This window comes from Nostoc sp. UIC 10890, from assembly GCF_054786515.1.
This window is the reverse complement of record NZ_JBSGKF010000006.1, coordinates 50,316-68,254: the sequence shown is the minus strand read 5'-3', so window position 1 is coordinate 68,254 and position 17,939 is coordinate 50,316. Positions and strand designations below refer to the sequence as shown.

At 39.1% G+C, this 17,939-nt stretch carries 18 protein-coding genes and 2 pseudogenes; 9 read left to right on the top strand and 11 right to left on the bottom strand.

Annotation, left to right across the window (positions count from 1 at the left end):
* Positions 1–364: 364 nt before the first annotated feature.
* The 3 genes from ACWATR_RS35125 to ACWATR_RS35115 form a co-directional block, all read right to left on the bottom strand.
* A complete protein-coding gene (locus ACWATR_RS35125) occupies positions 365–2,278 on the bottom strand; it encodes a DUF3370 family protein (protein ID WP_460343492.1) in 1,914 nt (637 codons plus the stop codon).
* A 249-nt stretch (positions 2,279–2,527) separates the two neighbouring features.
* Positions 2,528–3,667 (bottom strand): ISH3 family transposase, encoded by a 1,140-nt coding sequence (locus ACWATR_RS35120; protein ID WP_460343489.1) that lies wholly within the window; start codon positions 3,665–3,667, stop codon positions 2,528–2,530.
* Positions 3,668–3,942: 275 nt separating this feature from the next.
* Complete coding sequence (locus ACWATR_RS35115) at positions 3,943–5,214, bottom strand: alpha-L-fucosidase (RefSeq protein ID WP_460343486.1); 1,272 nt, start codon at positions 5,212–5,214, stop codon at positions 3,943–3,945.
* A gap of 216 nt (positions 5,215–5,430) precedes the next feature.
* Between ACWATR_RS35115 and ACWATR_RS35110 the strand changes: the two genes are divergently transcribed.
* Positions 5,431–5,637, top strand: a complete 207-nt coding sequence (locus tag ACWATR_RS35110) for a DUF6671 family protein (RefSeq protein ID WP_460343498.1) — start codon at positions 5,431–5,433, stop codon at positions 5,635–5,637.
* An 8-nt stretch (positions 5,638–5,645) separates the two neighbouring features.
* Positions 5,646–6,173, top strand: a complete 528-nt coding sequence (locus ACWATR_RS35105) for a cysteine hydrolase family protein (RefSeq protein WP_460343483.1) — start codon at positions 5,646–5,648, stop codon at positions 6,171–6,173.
* Here ACWATR_RS35105 and ACWATR_RS35100 read toward each other — a convergent pair.
* Both ACWATR_RS35100 and ACWATR_RS35095 read right to left on the bottom strand, forming a co-directional pair.
* On the bottom strand, positions 6,134–6,388 hold the full coding sequence (locus tag ACWATR_RS35100) for a hypothetical protein (RefSeq protein WP_460343480.1): 255 nt from the start codon (positions 6,386–6,388) through the stop codon (positions 6,134–6,136). The genes ACWATR_RS35105 and ACWATR_RS35100 overlap by 40 nt on opposite strands.
* Before the next feature lie 48 nt (positions 6,389–6,436).
* Complete coding sequence (locus ACWATR_RS35095) at positions 6,437–6,841, bottom strand: hypothetical protein (RefSeq protein ID WP_460343477.1); 405 nt, start codon at positions 6,839–6,841, stop codon at positions 6,437–6,439.
* Between the two features lie 168 nt (positions 6,842–7,009).
* Between ACWATR_RS35095 and ACWATR_RS35090 the strand changes: the two genes are divergently transcribed.
* The 3 genes from ACWATR_RS35090 (at position 7,010) to ACWATR_RS35080 (ending at position 8,720) form a co-directional block, all read left to right on the top strand.
* Positions 7,010–7,468 (top strand): hypothetical protein, encoded by a 459-nt coding sequence (locus ACWATR_RS35090; protein WP_460343474.1) that lies wholly within the window; start codon positions 7,010–7,012, stop codon positions 7,466–7,468.
* Between the two features lie 44 nt (positions 7,469–7,512).
* A complete protein-coding gene (locus ACWATR_RS35085) occupies positions 7,513–7,719 on the top strand; it encodes a hypothetical protein (RefSeq protein WP_460343471.1) in 207 nt (68 codons plus the stop codon).
* Between the two features lie 137 nt (positions 7,720–7,856).
* Complete coding sequence (locus ACWATR_RS35080; protein WP_460343468.1) at positions 7,857–8,720, top strand: TauD/TfdA dioxygenase family protein; 864 nt, start codon at positions 7,857–7,859, stop codon at positions 8,718–8,720.
* A 144-nt stretch (positions 8,721–8,864) separates the two neighbouring features.
* On the opposite strand, the gene ACWATR_RS35075 is transcribed toward ACWATR_RS35080, so the two are convergent.
* The 3 genes and pseudogenes from ACWATR_RS35075 to ACWATR_RS35065 form a co-directional block, all read right to left on the bottom strand.
* Entirely contained in the window at positions 8,865–9,080 is a 216-nt protein-coding gene (locus ACWATR_RS35075; protein ID WP_460343465.1) for a hypothetical protein, read from the bottom strand.
* Between the two features lie 315 nt (positions 9,081–9,395).
* Positions 9,396–10,238, bottom strand: a pseudogene (locus tag ACWATR_RS35070) (IS630 family transposase); the annotation flags it as partial.
* Between the two features lie 20 nt (positions 10,239–10,258).
* Positions 10,259–11,753: pseudogene (locus tag ACWATR_RS35065) on the bottom strand (ISNCY family transposase).
* A gap of 403 nt (positions 11,754–12,156) precedes the next feature.
* Between ACWATR_RS35065 and ACWATR_RS35060 the strand changes: the two are divergent.
* A complete protein-coding gene (locus ACWATR_RS35060) occupies positions 12,157–12,726 on the top strand; it encodes a dihydrofolate reductase family protein (protein ID WP_460343462.1) in 570 nt (189 codons plus the stop codon).
* Between the two features lie 233 nt (positions 12,727–12,959).
* Here ACWATR_RS35060 and ACWATR_RS35055 read toward each other — a convergent pair whose 3' ends face one another.
* Together ACWATR_RS35055 and ACWATR_RS35050 are read right to left on the bottom strand one after the other, a co-directional pair.
* Entirely contained in the window at positions 12,960–13,415 is a 456-nt protein-coding gene (locus tag ACWATR_RS35055) for a GNAT family N-acetyltransferase (RefSeq protein ID WP_460343459.1), read from the bottom strand.
* A gap of 330 nt (positions 13,416–13,745) precedes the next feature.
* Positions 13,746–14,243: a hypothetical protein gene (locus tag ACWATR_RS35050; RefSeq protein ID WP_460343456.1), complete on the bottom strand. Its 498-nt coding sequence runs from the start codon at positions 14,241–14,243 to the stop codon at positions 13,746–13,748.
* Between the two features lie 68 nt (positions 14,244–14,311).
* On the opposite strand from ACWATR_RS35050, the gene ACWATR_RS35045 reads away from it, so the two are divergent.
* The 3 genes from ACWATR_RS35045 to ACWATR_RS35035 all read left to right on the top strand — a co-directional run bounded on the left by ACWATR_RS35045 (position 14,312) and on the right by ACWATR_RS35035 (position 17,307).
* Complete coding sequence (locus ACWATR_RS35045) at positions 14,312–14,836, top strand: deoxyribodipyrimidine photo-lyase (RefSeq protein WP_460343453.1); 525 nt, start codon at positions 14,312–14,314, stop codon at positions 14,834–14,836.
* Positions 14,837–14,959: 123 nt separating this feature from the next.
* Positions 14,960–16,207, top strand: coding sequence for an ISL3 family transposase (locus ACWATR_RS35040; protein ID WP_460343450.1), 1,248 nt, complete (start codon positions 14,960–14,962; stop codon positions 16,205–16,207).
* Positions 16,208–16,581: 374 nt separating this feature from the next.
* Entirely contained in the window at positions 16,582–17,307 is a 726-nt protein-coding gene (locus ACWATR_RS35035) for an FAD-binding domain-containing protein (RefSeq protein ID WP_460343447.1), read from the top strand.
* Between the two features lie 58 nt (positions 17,308–17,365).
* Here the strand turns inward: ACWATR_RS35035 and ACWATR_RS35030 are convergent, their stop codons facing one another.
* A complete protein-coding gene (locus ACWATR_RS35030) occupies positions 17,366–17,653 on the bottom strand; it encodes a Mo-dependent nitrogenase C-terminal domain-containing protein (protein ID WP_460343444.1) in 288 nt (95 codons plus the stop codon).
* Positions 17,654–17,939: the final 286 nt, after the last annotated feature.

Below are 17,939 nucleotides of genomic sequence, written 5' to 3'. Positions count from 1 at the left end.
GACCAAATCCTTTGCGAGACATAGTAGTTGGTATATTTGATACAGGAATTTTAGCAGGGTTTGAGGGTTGTGAGGGGGAGCGATCACCATGCATCCTCTAAGAACGGCGCACTTCAACAGTTATTTCCGTGATCAGGCGATCGCCTGACGATGCCAGAGGTGATTGCTATAGAATTTACTTCTATCAAAAACTGCTCTGGGTTTTGTCCAGGGCAGTTTTATATTGCAGGGTAGAAGCCAGATTCACAACTGCACCCAATGGTGAATTGTCTACCTGTTCTCAGCAATCGAAAAAGCTTTTGCCCTACGTCAGTTGCGACAACGCTCTTAAACCCGCACAACGCACAATGCACTAGCTTTTAAATCACTTCTGCGTTCTCACCGTCAAAACCTGTGGTGGCGTAGAATCTGGAGGATACAAAAAGTCTATCTGTACTTGTCGCTTTCCACTCGCCAACATCTTCAGTGTCACCAATGGTTCGCCCCTTTGTCCCCGACGCTGTACCAAATGCACATAGCGCGTCTTTTCTAAGCCATTATCATCTATGTAACGCACCCGCACCGTTCCCCGAAAGAATATTTGTTCTACACCTGGCTTTAAAAACAGTAGTCTATCTGTTCCCCCTTCATCCTTCACAGGAGTTTGTATTGACACAGTTATAGTTTGGGTTTCATTCGTAATATTTCTTAGAGGCAAAGTTAGATTGTACTCAACACCATAGTTACTGTGAGCAAAGTAAGCAGTATCAGGATAACGTTTTAACATCGCTGCACTTTGAATTTGTCCAGTCCTAAGAGTAATTAAATGTACAGTTCCCAAAGGATAAGAAAACGCCTTTCCTGGTGAGGGTATTGTTAACTCGGAAACATTGGAATTGTCCGTAATTTGTGTTTTCCATTGCGTTCCTTGGGATACACCAGCGACGCGACTAAATACCGTTGGTTCTCTGGGAGGGTCAAGAGGTGTTGGAATGGGGTCACGCTTTCCTGCTAAATTACCTGTATCCAGAAGCTCTTGCCACTCGCCTAAAGTCGGTAAAATATTACTATTTTTGGCTAAATTTGCAATATAAACTGGACTACTACTTGCCAAGCGCATCATTGTAGTGCGACCGTTAGAAGAAGGAGCCTGTACCGGAATTGGTAAATTTGCTAGGATTTTAGTTTCTTTTGGTTCTATCACCAGCTTTTGGGGAAAAATCTCTTGCCGAACTCCCCGCAGTACATCATTCATTGTGCGATCGCCTGGCCCAGAGTAAACTGTACCTTGGGGATTTTCAACCATATCAGCTAAAGCAATAAACTGTGCTTCTTTGGTAAGGTAACTAGCTGCTTGTAATACTTGCACTGTGACAGGTTCATTTCCCGGATTATGTACAATTATCCCTTGGTATACAGTGCGGCTTTGGGCTGGTGTTTCTGCCCTGACGATATGATGAGCAAATATATCAAATCTGCCTTCAAAGGGATAATTTAAATGTGCTTCATGTACTTGTTTCCCATCTGGGGGAAAGGTTGATAGTAAAATTCCTTCAGTTGTCACCAGTTCAGGACTATTACTGTTGAAGGTGGGAATAATATCAAGTTTTCCTGGTAAAGGACGTATTTCTTGGCTGTCTACTTCGACTCCAGCAATATATTGTGGGGGAACCGTGTAAATATTTAGCGCCCGACACATTAAAGCCGCAACTTCCCCTCTAGTCGCGCTTTGTAGTGGTTTTAGCTGTTTGACATTGGGATAATTGACAACAATACTATTAATCGTGGCAGATGCAAGCGCATTTTGGGCATAGTTAGGTATTTGCCCCGCATCGTTAAAATATTCTTGTAATGTCTGCATTGGGTTAGGTAAAGGGCTGTAATTTTTCCCCCCAGCTACAACACCAATGATTTGGGCACGAGGAATTGGTTGGTTTGGCTGAAAAATACCACCAGGATAACCAGAAAAAAATCCTTTTTGGTAAGCGGTAGAAATTGCTTTATTCGCCCAATAATCAGCAGGTACATCTTTAAATGACATGGCTGTGCGTTTCACTGGTGAATCAGGAAAAGCATTTAGCATTAACACTGCTGCTTGAGCGCGTGTCACTGTTGTTTCTGGGCGAAAACTACCATCGGGGTAGCCTGTAATCAGTTTACGCTCTTTTAGTTGCTCGACACAATGTTTTGCCCAATAACTTTGGGTGTCAGAAAAGGCTAGGGCGTTGGGGTTTGATAGAGTTAAGACAAAGATGGCTACTGAAGTTTTTTTCAGGAGCTTTAATAAACTGATTATCATTCACAAAAGCCGGAAAGCTAATACATCTCGTAAGAATTATATTTATATATGTTGCCACTTTTGTTGTGTAATTCTGTAATTTGTAGCAATTACGACCACTGTCTCCAACACAGTCAGTAGACCGAAAAGTTCTGCGATCGCTAAAAAATAGTAGTGTGCGATACCGTTTTTGGAGGAATGGAAAAAAGCTGACTGCCTTAGCTAAATGATAAGAATGACTTATTGATAAACTCTAAAAATCAACCGAAATCAGCCAGAAGGTAAACAAACTTCACAAGCTACCCCATAGTAGCGGTCTATTGCTTGACGTAAAAATTCAAGCATTTGTTTGAGGGTAAATAGATGAGCGAAAACTTGTCTGGAACTTCTTTTTAAGCGACTAAGATAATGCCACACTAGATAAATCCAAACATTAATAATTAAAAATGCCAAAGCTACAAACAGAAAGCGAATGGTGGGATTTTTGATAGTAGTTTTAATCCGACACTGGTTTTTCATCCGATAGCTGCTTTCAATTCCGAAACGGAGACGATAGTCATCATGTATAAGCTGTAAAGATAACTGGACTTTATAGACTGCATAAATAAAAAACTCTCGCCCATGCGCTCGTCTTTTACCGTTTTTATATGTACAAACTATCCACACTTGAAAAGTAACCGCTCCATATTTATCACTGTTTAAGGTGTAAGATGTTTTATAACTGCGCCTACCTCTAATTAACTGTCTAGTTCCTGTATATTTGCCTCGAATAATAGCAGGCATTTCAAATGGGATATCAAGAGCTTGCAACCAGCGAATCACTGGCACACAGAAGAACTCTCGGTCTAAATATAATCGCTCAATTTTAAGCTTTAGAGGCTCAATTAGCGCTAATAGATAAGTAATAATTGCTGCTTTTGTATCTTTTTGTTGAACAGCTTTGATAGCTAGAGTGACTCGTTTATTTTTCTTAATTACGTAGAGAGTAGCATAGGCGTAAAAAGAGCAAGTACCACTTTTAGCTTTACTTCTATAAATAAAAGGTGCTTCATCTGGTGATGGTTCGCCATAATAAGGAATTAAATTAAAATCAATAGCAATTTTTTGTTTACCCTGTCGAATTCCATCTGGTAAACGGCTTTGAAGTGCTGCATTTAAGTCTAATTCCAGAGAGTTCAGGTCTGAATATTTGTCTAAATGGTAACGAATATCGTTACTTGTGGGAACATTTTTTAAGATTTTAGTAGTGTTTTCAATACTATCCCTTTGAGTAGCAGCACGAATTAAAATTTCAAATATATTTTGTTGTTCACAATTACCTTGAGTTTTAATTGGAACATTTTCTCCTAAACAGTTAACTACTTCTTTTAACGTTTGATTATCGGTTAAAACCGGGGTAGTCGCAGTCATAGCCAAACTAATTAATCCTTTAAGTCAAAAATTTTGCTTTTTCACCTCAATACTTTACAAAAATTCCAAGACACAGAACCAGAACATTGTTTTGCTGCGAGAGCTACCCTTACCTTTGCCATTCAACATATTAGTTTTGCTTATATAATATCTATCAACAAAATTCCCCAAAATTGTATCAAAAAGCATAGTTTTCCAGACAATAATCAGATCCGCAAGTATCCATCACAGAGCGATCGCAAAACTTTTCGGTCTACTGAATTTACATTAATTACTCAAGAATCAATATCAATACAAATCACTGTAACGTATGGATTAATTACTGATTCAGGTACATAAATTGTTAATTCTCCTAACGGATTAGAATTGAGAATAGAATCCATAATTGCACAGCGACTTGTGTAGGTTAGTGCTGTGCCGTCAGCAAGAACAAACACCGATTTTACTTGCTTAATTGGTATACCCCTAACCGATATTGTCTCGTAAGGTTTCATTAATAGGTGTAGATAAATGCGATTACTTTCGGCGCGCGAACCGCGAATGCCCTTACGAGTTGAGGGGCCATAAAATTGCCACGGTTCTAATCCTGGGGTTGTATCAAGTATACTTTCAGAGTGGCTACCCATCCAATCTGCTATATCTTTGAGACGCTCTAATTGCTCAGGAGGGATTTGTCCATTACCCATTGGACTAACATTAAGCAAGAGGTTGCCTCCAATGCCAGCTACTTCGCAAAGGGTATGAATCAATTGACGAGAGGATTTAAAGTTGCGATCGTCTGAATTATATCCCCAACTCTCGTTAATAGTCAGACAGGTTTCCCAAGGATGAGCAGGTGGGTGAGGAGGAATAAACTGCTCAGGAGTTTCAAAGTCTCCACAATTGGGTAGTCGATCGTTAATGAGAATATTAGGTTGTAAATCACGAATCATTTTTGCTAATTTTTGAGCCTGCCATTGCTCTGGAGTCCGTTCCCAACTTCCATCAAACCAAATGATGTCAATTTGACCATAGTTGGTCAATAATTCTCGTATCTGATTGAACATAAATTCGATATATCGTTCCCACTGTTGCGCTGTAGGTTGAGGTAGTTGGTCAAAACGATAAGGTTTATCTGCTTCTGTAAAAGCAGGATAGTCAGGATGATGCCAGTCACTAAGCGAAAAGTAAAGACCAACACGCAATCCTACAGAGCGCATCGCTTCGATATATTCACGTACAATATCTTTTTTATAAGGTGCAGATGCAATTGAAAAGTCTGATTCTTGGGTATGGAATAGGGCAAAACCATTATGATGTTTGGCTGTTAATATGGCATATTTCATTCCTAGACTTTTTGCTAAATCTGCCCATTCTTGAGGATTATATTGCTGGGGATTGAAAGTATTAGCTGTGTCGTGATATTTCTCAACTGGAATATCTTGGCAAAAAGGAAGGCTGAATACACCCCCAACTAACGGCCAAGATAACTCACATCCAATTTGAGAACTATGTCCCCAATGAATAAACATCCCCAATCGAGCTGTATCAAACCAGTTATTCATCATAGTGAAATTTAGCAATAATTCTGCATAAAAGGAGAAATAGCTCCTGAGAGCATCTTAGTACATATACAGATTTTGGTTGTTGTTATTTGTTGGCTAGGTTGAAAATGCGTAGGCGTAGCCCGCCGCAGGCATCGCCTATGCTGGGCAAAACACCATCGCCTCCTTCAGTTTCAAGCGAACGCGAGTAGTGTCTCGCACGCCTAGGAAACCCTTAACATAATCATTGCGACACCGAGTAGCCCGCCGCAGGCATCGCTCACTTTCCAAGAGAATCATCGCAACTGTGAATTTTGTCAGTTTCCAACCACCTTACCACTAACCGCAATTTATCAATGTAAAAAATGTGAGTTTAATCAAGAAAAACTATTTCCTAATGGTATAGAATTTGCGAATCAAGCCCAATGTATGTACTGTAATCCGTAGGGTCACAAATGAGCGAAATCCTTCTTGTAGTAGATATGCAAAATGGTTTTATGCCTAAAAAATGCAGACATATTATTCCTACTGTCATTAATCTAATTGAGCGTTTTTTAGAGGCTGGTAAACTTGTTGGATTTACAAAATTTATCAATACTGCTGACAGTAATTATGTGAAGCTAATTCATTGGTCAAGCTTGATACACGAACCAGAAACGAGTATTATTGGTGAACTTCAGCCATATATATATAACATTTTTGATAAACCTTATTACTCTGCATTTACGGAAAGTTTTTCGAGTTTTATTTTAATTAATCAAATCAGTAAAATATATCTTTGTGGAGTTGAAACTGATAGCTGTATTTTCAAGACAGCAATTGACTCTTTTGAGCGCGGTATTGAACCAGTAATTATCGAGGATGCTTGCTTTAGTGCTGGTGGTCAGCAAGCGCATGATGCAGGTATTTTCTTGCTCAAACGTAATATCGGAAAAAACCAAATTCAGATGAGTGATGAGGTGATTGAGAAGATTTGGTCATAATCAATTACAATTGGATCATCTTGACAACTACCGTAAGTCTGCTCAAAAAATCCTGCTGGCCATCCCAATTCTTCGGGTGTTTTTGAGGGTGCTGATGGTTCTAGCTGTTGATAGGTTACTGTCACTTCTATTTCTTTGTCCCTTATCCCCACAGGGATTTCTAAATGTAAGATCCCATCAGACCCTACGTGAGAACGCAATTTGATACTTTGCATTACTGTTTTCTCCTACTTGCCGATTCATTGGAATTATCTAGCACATCATTAAGTTAAGGGCGAGACTGGTAAGTTTGCATCAATCTCAATCAAGGTAACTTTGGCATTTTCAACTACGGTATTTCCCAGCAGCGTGTCCTGCATTGCTTCAAACTTAGACTCTGTTATCCCAATCCGTTCATAATGTAAAATCACATGATAATGCTTTTGTATTACTTTTCCTGACTCAGAACGCTCTACTGCAAGCCCATCTTGGTTTTGACCCTCTTCGGCAATCTGACGATATTTACTGGCTAACTGCTCTAATGCAACGGCTATAGCGTGTTCTCTTGTTTGCCCACAGCAACGAATTTCATCTGTGGGCTGGTCAACAGATGACAACAGTTCACAAACATACTGTCCATGATCGTCAGCCTGTACGTTAATTGTAATTGTTCCGGTGATTGAAGTCATGCTCAAGTTACATTAACACTGTATTATTTTAAACAAATTTAAATTTTAATAGATAAAGGAAATAACCAATCAAATCAAGATGATAGTAAAATTGTTCTGCCATGTAAATATGTTGCTAAGTTAGGGCGATAAATTATTTTAACTGTATAACCATATTCAATTGATAAAATGTCTAAAATTAGTTCCAAGACATCAAAGCCTAAATCTCTCAAACAACGACACAGATTTTTCCTAAATCCTTATACAGACTGTGCTTTCACTAAATGCCCAAAGTGTGAAACAAAAACGAAGATTCGCAAATTCCCTTTAGTGATTCATATCCAACCACAACAGCTATTTTTACTCAATAAACAGTGTAAATATTGCCCAAGCTGCGACTTAATTATTGCTAAAAAACAGGAAATTGAGCCATTGATGGCTGCTACTTTTGTCCAAACAAATCCTCAAATTGTAGGTAATAACTATGTAGTTATGGGAACAGTTGATAAAAAAGATTGGAAGGAAGGCGACAAAAATTTGCTTTCCCCATCGGAAATGATCGGACGCATATACATCTTCAAAGATGTTTGGAATTTTGAAGTCATTCCGGCAGGTTGGTATCCTAATGAAGGAAAACAACAACACTAAACTTTTTTCCCTATTCAAGTCTAGCAAAGAATCTTGACCCAAGATTGACCACCAACTCCCTACTCACGACTCCAATAGCCCACATCAGCAGCACTTTCGGCAGTAAGAGAGAAAATAATTGGCTACGCTTTGCTTTAAGAGCGATGTCTACAACGGGCTGTCCGGTGTCGCTACTTTCTCATCCCCAAATTTCCTTACTCAGCACCCCATCACCAGCAACCATGTCTATCGCCTGCCAGGGAAGAAGCTAAAAGTCACGGATGCCGTCTATGATACGTTGGCTGATGCTGACCTTTAAAATTCCTAATAGCAACTTCAAGATGATTCGTTTTTTGCGTAAAGCACGAAACTTTAGGTGAATAATATTATCAAACGGTATTTACTTAGGATGAATAAATTGTTGACCGTACAGCAGCATTCAAGACTGGGCAAGGAAGTTCTACGAGATTGTAATCTTGCATCCATAACAGATCAACAAGTTGAGGAATTGAAGCAATCTCTCTGGGAACACGGGGTTATTGTTGTCAGAAAGCAAAAACTGACGGCATCCCAGTTGAAAGACTTTGCCATCCAGACGTTTGGTGACTCAACCCTTGGCCGTCGCCCCAAGCCCCTAGATCCCGAAATCGCTCCAGACTTACAAAGTCCTGGAGTCTCCATTTTAGGTAATCCCAAGGGGCATAGGGGTGAGGTGGTCGGCAAAGTTGCTTGGCAATGGCATCACGATAAAGACCATCTCCCTAAAACACAGGGACTGGATATGAATGCTCTTTATGTCGTGATGCTTTATGGGGTGTCCATCCCGGACGAAGGAACGGATGGACAGCCCCACACCACTCTCTTTCTCGACATGGTGGAAGCCTACCACAATCTTGCTCCCCAACATCAGCAGCAATTAAAACTACTGTCGATGTATCACCTGTCACCTATCTCCCCACAGCCAGGGGTAGAGATTCCTCGGAAATTACATCCAATTGTCTCAACTCACAAAGTAACTGGGCGCTATTCTTTATATTTGGGTTCTGACACTTCGATTCTCAAAGGTCTAGAAAACGAACCAGAAGCTGCTAAACAGTATTGGCAGAAATTGTTTCAGGAGATTCTGGACTGTACACCAGTTTATGCCCATATTTGGCAACCTGGAGATATTGTGTTTTGGGATAACTCCCAAGTTATGCATACAGGTATGCCCTACAATCCAAACAAATATAAGCGGATTGCTCTCCGTGTTGCTGTTATGGCCAATAGCTGAAGTTGGAGACAATTGCGGGGTTTGGCGGGGTCAACAAAAGAATTCTAGCCCTCAATTAGTTCCGGTATTGTGTCCCCTTGCGGGGTAATTAGTTTATGCTATCAAGTCCACATTCTACCAAGTAGAATCCCTTGAATCCCACAATTAATCACTTACAGCATTGTTGACAGATGGCGTGTTAGAAACGGATGGTGCGCGAGATTTTATCCAACGGACAACAGAAAGTCTTTTACAGTGATGATTGCTGGAAATAGAATTATCACTCAGTTGGAAAAATCGGTAATTCAATCTCAAGCGATAGCGATGCCTACGGCGGGCTACGCCTACGCACTTTGGCCCAATAGCTGCTGAAGATTGCACTCAGAATTTATCGGGAGAAGCTGATGAACAACCAACCGAATCACAAAAACCAATACAGGCTTGCCCATAGCAGCTTCAATTTTGGTAAGTATTATCAATATAGGGGCATGATTATGACTCCGATAAATCCTCCTAAAAACGTCATTAAATGTTTGCATACTATTTTATTTGATACTTTCAAAACCGATAGGGCAGCTAAAATTACCTTGTTTAAAAATAGGTCGGGGAGGATAAGCTAAAGTCTGTTTTTCGGAGCGGCACATTATTGAAATAGTAGTTTTATTTTTTTGCTCGTAAGCAACTGCACCTATCAGGCTATTGAAGTAAAGATTGACACCGATGAAATAAAACTTCTTCCAAATCATCAAGTGTTTTAAATGTTCCATTGGCAATTGGTTCGTTAACCAAAGTCCATAATCTTTCAGCTGGTTGCAATTCAGGTGAATGGGAGGGTAAAAATGTCAAATGCAGCCCGGACGGAAGCTCAAGGTCTTTACTGGTATGCCACCCAGCTTGGTCAACAGCTAAAAGAATGTGTTTATTCGCACCTAAACTGAATTCACGAGCAAAATCTGCTAAAACCTGGTTAAAAAGTTCTGTATTTACATAAGGAAGAATCCACCAATAAGTTTCTCCAGTTTTGGGATGTACGAATGCATACAACCATAGCCACTTGTATCTCCAGTTAACATTGGCGATTGGTGTTTCACCTTCAGGAACATAAACGTAGTCGTTTTATTGGCTTAAGTCCTAAACGATAGCGAAGCGTTAGCGAGTCTTCGAGCGTCTGTTCATCTTCGCACCACAGTTCAACTTCCGCGTCTGGGTAAGCCGCTTTGAGTTGTTCCACTTCTTCAGCTAGTTTTTTTTCCAAGCTTCTTGCTCAAAATGGTCGCTTTCTGTGTGAGATGGGCGAGGCACTCGTAGCCTAAAAGTCATCTGCCGTAATATCTCCCATCCCCTGTATCTACTAATCTTTTTCCCCATGACTTCACTCAACCAATCCGCAACTTTTCGCCCATTCCAGAATCCCCCATCTGGGGCGTTTGACTGCAAAGCTTGCCATAACTGCGCTTGGTGGATGTCATTTATTAAGGGAATTGCTCCTTGATTTTCATTTCGGCGATCGCCTAATCCTTCAACGCCAAATTCGTTATACCCTAGTGTGGCAAAACTTACTAGAGAAGACGACTCTCTAGATTAGCTAGGTAAGCCTTGGGATCTCTGCGAAATCGATACTGTTCAATTCTGGCAATGCGTGGTGTTTTTGCAATTGAGAGCGTAATTCGAGCCAAGTAACAATATCAACTTGTGCTAAATCAGATGCGGTGAAAGAATGAAGTTTAGTAGCGATGGCACAGGCAAGTTTGACGGAACCACGAATAACGAGAGATGAGGGGGCAACCTTACGACCTGTACAACGACGTTGATGATGACGTAGCATCCCAAAAGCATGTTCTAAGTCATTATTAGTTCGAGGAAAATCTTCAATTTCGTAACAATGAAAAAGTCCAGACCAGTAGTTATGGGTGGTTTTTATAAAGTTATCGATGGCGGTGGTCAGTGTACCAGCTTTCTGTTTTTGTTGGGACATTTCTGTTAACAGTTGCTGATAACTTTTTTTGACTCCAGCAGCATCAAGACCTATTTTATTATTGAGAATATTACTAGCTTTATTAACCCACTGATATGCAACTATGACAGGTGAAAATAAAGATGCAGTCGCAGATAAACCCTTAGCTATCAGGTGTTTCAGGTTGACTAAAGGTGGTGGTAAAGCACTTTTTTTTCCATCCGCTCTAACATGAAGCTCTATCAACGTCAAATTTTCTTGTAACTTTAATCCAGATGCCTCTAACGGTGGATGACCATCATTGGTTATAGAACTACGTACTGCCGAGCAATAATCTTCAATAATGTTTGCCAAATCCTTATCTTCATTAGTAACACTACGTTCAATGTCTCGTAATCCTCTAACTTTTTTCTTTAATTCCTTTTTTGCATGTCGATCCGCCTCATATATGGGAATAATAGCCTCCTTTAGGTAATGATAATGACATAAACCATGAGCAATACTAGGTAATGCTACTTTTACAGCTTTGCGAATTGATTGTTGTCCATCACTAACAACTCCATCAATTGGTACATTTAGGGTGTTAGTTACTTCTAATAATAACGCCACTAAATCTTCATTTCTTGATGATAATAAGGTTTTAGCTAGTAATATTTCTCCTGATATACAATCTCGAATGACCCATAATACCTCATGTCCAATTTCTGGCTGCATCCCATCAATGGCTAATATCACCCGTCCTTGCTTTTTAACTATTGCTTTTAACCTTTTATGGTCTTTTAGCCATAAAGAATTTTCTCGTCATATCTGTCAATTAGGTGCGTGACCGTTCGTTGACTGATACATATACCCTTTAATTCAAGGTGAGTGTGTATTTGAGGAACACTTCTATGTTCCTGGTAGCGCAATGCTCCTATATAAGCAATCACATCCAAACCAAATTCGTTCTGTGGTAGAGCGAGTGACCCTTCTTGCTCTGGTCAATATGCTTTTTTATACCGCAGACATGACTTATTTTGACATCGACGAATTTTTAGCTGTAGTTCTACTACCCCATTCAACGTTCTTATATGTCGAGGATTATTGTATTCATTCCACATTGCTTCCCCGCACGAGGGGCATCTTTTTTGAACACAATCGAGTACTTCAAACGATGTTGCCTCTGGTTTTAGACTTTTTCTTACCAAGTTTTCGCACCATTATTTCACTACAAGGTCAAGATTACAGGATTTCCCCTCTTCTCTAGTAAGTTTTGCCACGCTAGGGAATAATCTTCTAGCAACACGCGAAAATTAACAATGCACGGCTACTGCTGTATCGATTTGGCGCGATAGATAATCGTTATTTTGCCCCAAAACCGTCTAATTGGTGTAACGGTTTCATTTTCGGTTAGGTAAATACATCCTCATGTTCAGCCACAAGAGATAGGATATTTATACAGTACTCATGTACTATAAAAGGGGCTGAATATAAACCTAATTCATCACAAAGGAGAATACGACAATGAGAAAATTAAAACTTCAAATACAAATGACCCTTGACGGATACATTGCCGGACTCAATGGCGAAATGGAATTTATGGCGTGGAATTGGGACGACGAATTAAAACAATATGTCAAAGATATAACTGAACCTGTTGACTGCATTATTCTTGGACGAAAACTTGCCGAAGGGTTCATTCCTTACTGGGGTAGCGTGGCTGCAAATCCTGATGACCCGGAGTTTACAGCCGGTAAGAAATTTACGGACACACACAAAGTTGTTTTTAGCAAAACGCTTGATAAGTCAGAATGGAACAATACCGTTTTAGCAAAAGGCAACCTTGTTGACGAAATCACTAAATTAAAAAAACAAGATGGTAACGACATTATCACTTATGGCGGTGCGACCTTTGTATCGGCTCTAATCAAACAAGGATTGATTGACGAGTTTCATTTATTCATTAATCCAATTGCAATTGGTGACGGAATGACAATTTTCAAAGAACTTGACAGCAAACAATATCTGACATTAGTAAAAGCTACATCGTTTGACTGTGGGATTGTTGTTCTCAATTACGAACCATATTCATAGGTTTTGGCAATTTGGCATCACAAGTCTGTGAATTGCAGTTTAAATAAGATATCAACAGAACAGAACAGACACAAATCGCCAGTTGTTGACCCAACGCTGTAGAACTCAGCAGCCAACCCACAGCACTCGGTCATCGCTTCTCTACATACAACTGGCTAGTAATGGACTAGAAAACACATAGTAAAGGTGGTATGGCGTACCCACCAACAGCCTGCAACCACGCGCAGTTTCCTCTAAGAACCTGTTAAGTAATTCGTCTGCCAGTCGCTTTTGAGAATCCCGTAGTCAACAATATCTACGTATTCACCCCATCTAAATTTGTGTTGACGGCGACAACCCTCGTAAACCATACCAATTTTTTGCATAACTTGTCCTGATGCGGGGTTATGAGAAAAGTGTCGGGCATGAATGCGGTGGAGTCCCAATACCTCAAAGCCATATCGCAATATTTCTTTTGCCGCTTCTGTACAGTAGCCTTTCCCCCAATAGGGTTTTCCTATCCAATAGCCCAACTCGGCATGGTTATGTTCAAGGTTGATTTGCAAGCTGATCGCACCACACAACACACCAATATCACGCAGCACAATCGCTAAGTTCACAGATTTTCCCTCTTTGAAGGCTTTTTGATGGGTTTTAATCCACTCTTGGGCCATACCGTCTTGGTAAGGATGGGGAATAGTTAAGGTCATAGCGGCAATTTCTTTTATACCAGCCAAGCATTGTACTCAGGTGCATCTGCAAGGGTGAAGGCTCTCATCACAAGTCTTTGTGTCTGGAGAGTTGGCTGCTGTGCTGTGTAAATGCTGGTGTTCATAGACCTAAAAAACGTATATTTCTGATTTCGCTTATTTGGGGTTGGGGCCTTTGGCACGGTGATACCCAATTTCTTAATTTCCTCGCTTGATTGGAAGAGCGATCGCAATACTTGCTTGAATGAAGGATAAACACAATCAAATTACTGCTACTTTACCTAATGCTGTCTCAACACGGTTGGTAAATTCAACAGGAGCGATCGCCCCCTACAGATGCTCCATCTTCACCCCTGGCACTTCCAGCATCACGGTGGTAATCGGCACAAGCCGCCCCACAGTGGTGTAATAGCTACTCCCCACTGGCGTTATTGTGGCACGCTCCCGAAACCGCCGCATGGTAATCAAAAACCACTCCCGCGTCTTTGACATGGGTAGCCTGTACAGTTGACGAGTGTTGACAAAGTAATAAAATAGCCAGTCTGCTTCAGTGTACATAAAGCAGCCGGGGGTTCCACGTTCTAAATTGCTGTGAGTTTCAAAGAAGAGGTTACGAGTTTTATTCCACCTGTCGCCCTTAATCTCAATCAAAATTTCTCCCGTCTGCGTTGTCCAGATGAGGTCAATATCTTTATGTTGATAATTGGGGTCACTTTCAACATTGTTAACGCTGATGGGTTCTGGCTTTGACCATAACCACGCCTCAATGTCAGTAGCCGCCTGATTAGCTACCTGCACCGCGTCATCCATGCTGTAGGCGTAGGTCATAGTTTTAGTTCCACCATTAAAATTAGATAGTACAATTGTATTATTAAGTTGATATAAAAAATTGAGTTATGCACCTTCTGTGGTTTCGTCGAGATTTACGTTTAGCTGACAACGAAATTGTCGCCTTAGCGTCTGCTAATAATGCCGCAGTTTTACCATTCTTTATCATTGACCCTTGGTTTTATCAATGGGTTGATGTCGGTAAAGCACGGGTGCGGTTTTTGTTTGAGTCTTTAGAGAATCTAGATAGTAATTTACAAAAATTAGGCAGCAAATTAATATTATTTGAAGGTAATTATGTAGAGATTATACAAGAATTAGCTCAACATTTAATACATCAAGGGCATAGACCAAAACTCTATTTTAATCGTGATGTACAAGTTGAGTATGGTGTTAGCCGAGATAAGACCGTAGTTAATTTTCATCAAGCATTAAATCTCGATTATCATCTGGGACTAAACAACTTTTTACAATCACAAGATAAACGTGAGCAGTGGTTTAACGAGTATTACACATACCAAAGACAATCTATTTACCCAAAACCTACTACTATGGTTCTTCAGTACTTGTTATGCCAAATTATTAAAATATAGATATTATATAATGTCAAAAAATGTATCAATAATCTGCTAAAAGTACTATAAAGATTGACATATAAAGAATATTTTTTGTTAACTGTAAATAGACTTCCACTATTTTTATATAAATTTACAGTCATGACTAGCAAAAGAGATATTAAAATTCTAACAGAACTTCTTGATTTAGGAGATATAAAAGTTATATCACATCGCCTTCACGATGGAATTGGAATTATTTTACAAACCGAATCAAAAAAAATATATAGTATTTGCCCCAGGTGTGGCACAAAAAGTCAGAAATTACATCAAAATCATCGACATATTGTTAAAGACTTACCTTTTGGAGAGCGTCTAGTATTTTTAGAAATTAATAGGCGTCAATTCAAATGTGAAATATGTAAAAAACCGTTTAGTGAAAATTTAGATTTTGTCAAGAAGAAAAGAACTTATACAAAGCGGCTTGCACAAAAAACAATACAAGAAGTTTTAGAAAAAGATATCCACACTGTAGCTTCAAAAGGAATAGTCACAACAGAAGAGATAGAAGGTATGTTAAAAGACGCATTGGAACAATTATCAAATTCAAAACCTTTAAAATTAAAAAGACTTGGAATTGATGAGATAGCTCTAGTTAAAGGAAAAGGAAATTATTGTGCAGTACTAATAGATTTGGATACATCCAAATTGATTGCTATTTTAAGTGGACGTACTCAAGAAATAATAAAGGAAACTCTTATAGAGTGGGGAACTGAAGTCTTAGAGCAAATAGAGGAAGTCAGTATAGATTTATGGAAGGGTTATAAAAACTTAGTGACAGAATTAATGCCTGAAGCTCAAGTAGTTGCAGATCGATTTCACGTTATGGTTCAGATAAATAAGGAATTAGATACACAGAGAAAAAAAGAAAAGCGAAATATACAAGAGTTAATAAAAAAAGCAAAGACATCAAAAGAAAAATTCAAACAGGAGCAAGTATTATCAGGATTAAATAAAAGTAAATATGTTTTACTTAAAAATGAGTCAGATTTAAACGAGGAGCAAAAAAATAAACTTATTCAGGTGAAAGCTGTGTCTCCTAGTCTAAAATTAATGCATGAATTGAAAGAGAAACTTAGAAGAGTTTTTAATAAAACAAATGATTGGTATCCGGCAGTCTTTAAATTGGGTATATGGCTATCAAAAGCTAAAAAATATTTCCCAAATAGTAACAATACTTTTATCCGATGGTTTGATGAAATAGTAGCTTACTTTGATAATAGGACAACAAGTGGTGCTGTTGAAGGTATCAATAACAAACTCAAGCTAATTAAGCGTTCAGCTTATGGGTTCAGAAATTTTAATAATTTTAGAGTAAGATGTTTATTGAATTGGCATTTTAATTATTAGTTTAGCATAACAAGTACTGAAGAGCCACTACTATTAATACTCCGTCACTGTCTCTAAATATTCCCCAGCTTACATTTCCAGAATTAAAACAAAAGTATTCAGCCTTTTGTCAAACAGAACAGATATATTTTATTGGTGGAGAAACACAGGCACAAGGTACATTAAATTCATTTCTTAAAAGTAGATTTAATGGCTATCACTGGAAACTTTCACGCCCTTGGTTAGCACAGCAAGGCGCAACATCTCACCTATCACCTCACCTGACCTTTGGTACAATTTCAACTTGCATTGTTTACCAACAGACTAAGGCAAGGGCAGCAGAACTTACAAATCAGCCCAAGGCAGAATTTTCCTTAAAAGCATTTCGAGACCGTTTGCGTTGGCATGATAGTTTTACGCAGCGACTCTATTTTCATCCAGAAATTGCTTACACTAACCGTTATCCAGAGTTTGATCAACTATATACACCAGAAACGTTATCAGGAGCAAAACAAGAATTATTCCAGGCATGGCAACAAGGTATGACAGGCTTTCCCTTAGTTGATGCCAGTATGCGGCAACTAAAAACAATGGGTTGGATGAATTTTCGGATGCGGGCAATGTGCGCGACATTCCTAACTATTAACTGTGGAATTTCATGGCATCACGGCGCTAATCATTACATGAACTATTTAGTAGATGGAGATTTAGCAATTAATAATTGGCAATGGCAGATGCAAGCTGGTGTAACTAATCCACTCAGCGATACTTTGCGAATCTATAACCCGTCAAAGAATATTGCTGAAAAAGACCCTCAAGGAGACTTTATTTACCACTGGATACCGGAACTGCAAAGCTACAGTTTACCAGAAATTGAACAGGGGAAATACATCGATACTAGTAGCTATCCTAAAGCAATTCTAGATTGGTCAAAGACGCGTAAAGTTAATGGCAAAGTTGTTTCTGACTTAAGAAAGCAAACCAAACAGCGATTATTAAGCCAAGGTGGAGATGAATACAATAGTGCGATTGCTGCTAAAGTAACAGTTGAGAAATACTGGCAGCATCAAGACAGCGAGTACAAAGAATATCAAAAAAAGCTTACTGAGTTGCAGGAGTAAAGCATTATCTAGATTTTAAACCAAGCTCCTCTCTCTTTTTACTAAATAAAATCACCATTCAACAATACTTTGTCGCGTCTTCCCCGCATTCATCTACTAAATACAACAAACACTTATAACGTAAACCAATTATTTGTTCATAGAGAGGATTGATTTTACACAATGGGGGAATGTGAAAAAGTGTCCGCCCTAAAATTGATATAGTTCTTTCAAAAGGACAGTGAGATGGAATTAGTTTACATAACAGTCTGGCTAACTTGGCATTATGAACTTCTAATATTTCAACCTGATAACGTATCTGGTTTAATAAGCTGCTACTTAAATGTTCTTGCTTAGGTAAATTCATATATCAACTCTCTTTCCCGAAATCTGTTCCTCTAAAATGCCAGTTATCTTCAGACAAAAACATCGTATATTTACGAAACTATTTCTCTTCTTAAAGAAAGCTAACTGAAATCTCAGTAAAATTCCTTAAAATCTAGAATAAGTAAGCAATTGTATTTTATATAACAAATGTTACAAGTAAAGCTAGTGTCTGAGGAAGCAGGAGTGTAATCTTTACTTCAAGGGGCTACGCAAATGTTTACGCACCTCTTGCTTCTGTAACGATTATTGTTTTCTACTTCGAGTGT

Coding starts and splice junctions, on each gene's coding strand:
- ACWATR_RS35125 (WP_460343492.1), bottom strand. CDS start 2,278: ATGATAATCAGTTTATTAAAGCTCCTGAAAAAAACTTCAGTAGCCATC.
- ACWATR_RS35120 (WP_460343489.1), bottom strand. CDS start 3,667: ATGACTGCGACTACCCCGGTTTTAACCGATAATCAAACGTTAAAAGAA.
- ACWATR_RS35115 (WP_460343486.1), bottom strand. CDS start 5,214: ATGATGAATAACTGGTTTGATACAGCTCGATTGGGGATGTTTATTCAT.
- ACWATR_RS35105 (WP_460343483.1), top strand. CDS start 5,646: ATGAGCGAAATCCTTCTTGTAGTAGATATGCAAAATGGTTTTATGCCT.
- ACWATR_RS35100 (WP_460343480.1), bottom strand. CDS start 6,388: ATGCAAAGTATCAAATTGCGTTCTCACGTAGGGTCTGATGGGATCTTA.
- ACWATR_RS35095 (WP_460343477.1), bottom strand. CDS start 6,841: ATGACTTCAATCACCGGAACAATTACAATTAACGTACAGGCTGACGAT.
- ACWATR_RS35090 (WP_460343474.1), top strand. CDS start 7,010: ATGTCTAAAATTAGTTCCAAGACATCAAAGCCTAAATCTCTCAAACAA.
- ACWATR_RS35080 (WP_460343468.1), top strand. CDS start 7,857: ATGAATAAATTGTTGACCGTACAGCAGCATTCAAGACTGGGCAAGGAA.
- ACWATR_RS35060 (WP_460343462.1), top strand. CDS start 12,157: ATGAGAAAATTAAAACTTCAAATACAAATGACCCTTGACGGATACATT.
- ACWATR_RS35055 (WP_460343459.1), bottom strand. CDS start 13,415: ATGACCTTAACTATTCCCCATCCTTACCAAGACGGTATGGCCCAAGAG.
- ACWATR_RS35050 (WP_460343456.1), bottom strand. CDS start 14,243: ATGACCTACGCCTACAGCATGGATGACGCGGTGCAGGTAGCTAATCAG.
- ACWATR_RS35045 (WP_460343453.1), top strand. CDS start 14,312: ATGCACCTTCTGTGGTTTCGTCGAGATTTACGTTTAGCTGACAACGAA.
- ACWATR_RS35040 (WP_460343450.1), top strand. CDS start 14,960: ATGACTAGCAAAAGAGATATTAAAATTCTAACAGAACTTCTTGATTTA.
- ACWATR_RS35030 (WP_460343444.1), bottom strand. CDS start 17,653: ATGAATTTACCTAAGCAAGAACATTTAAGTAGCAGCTTATTAAACCAG.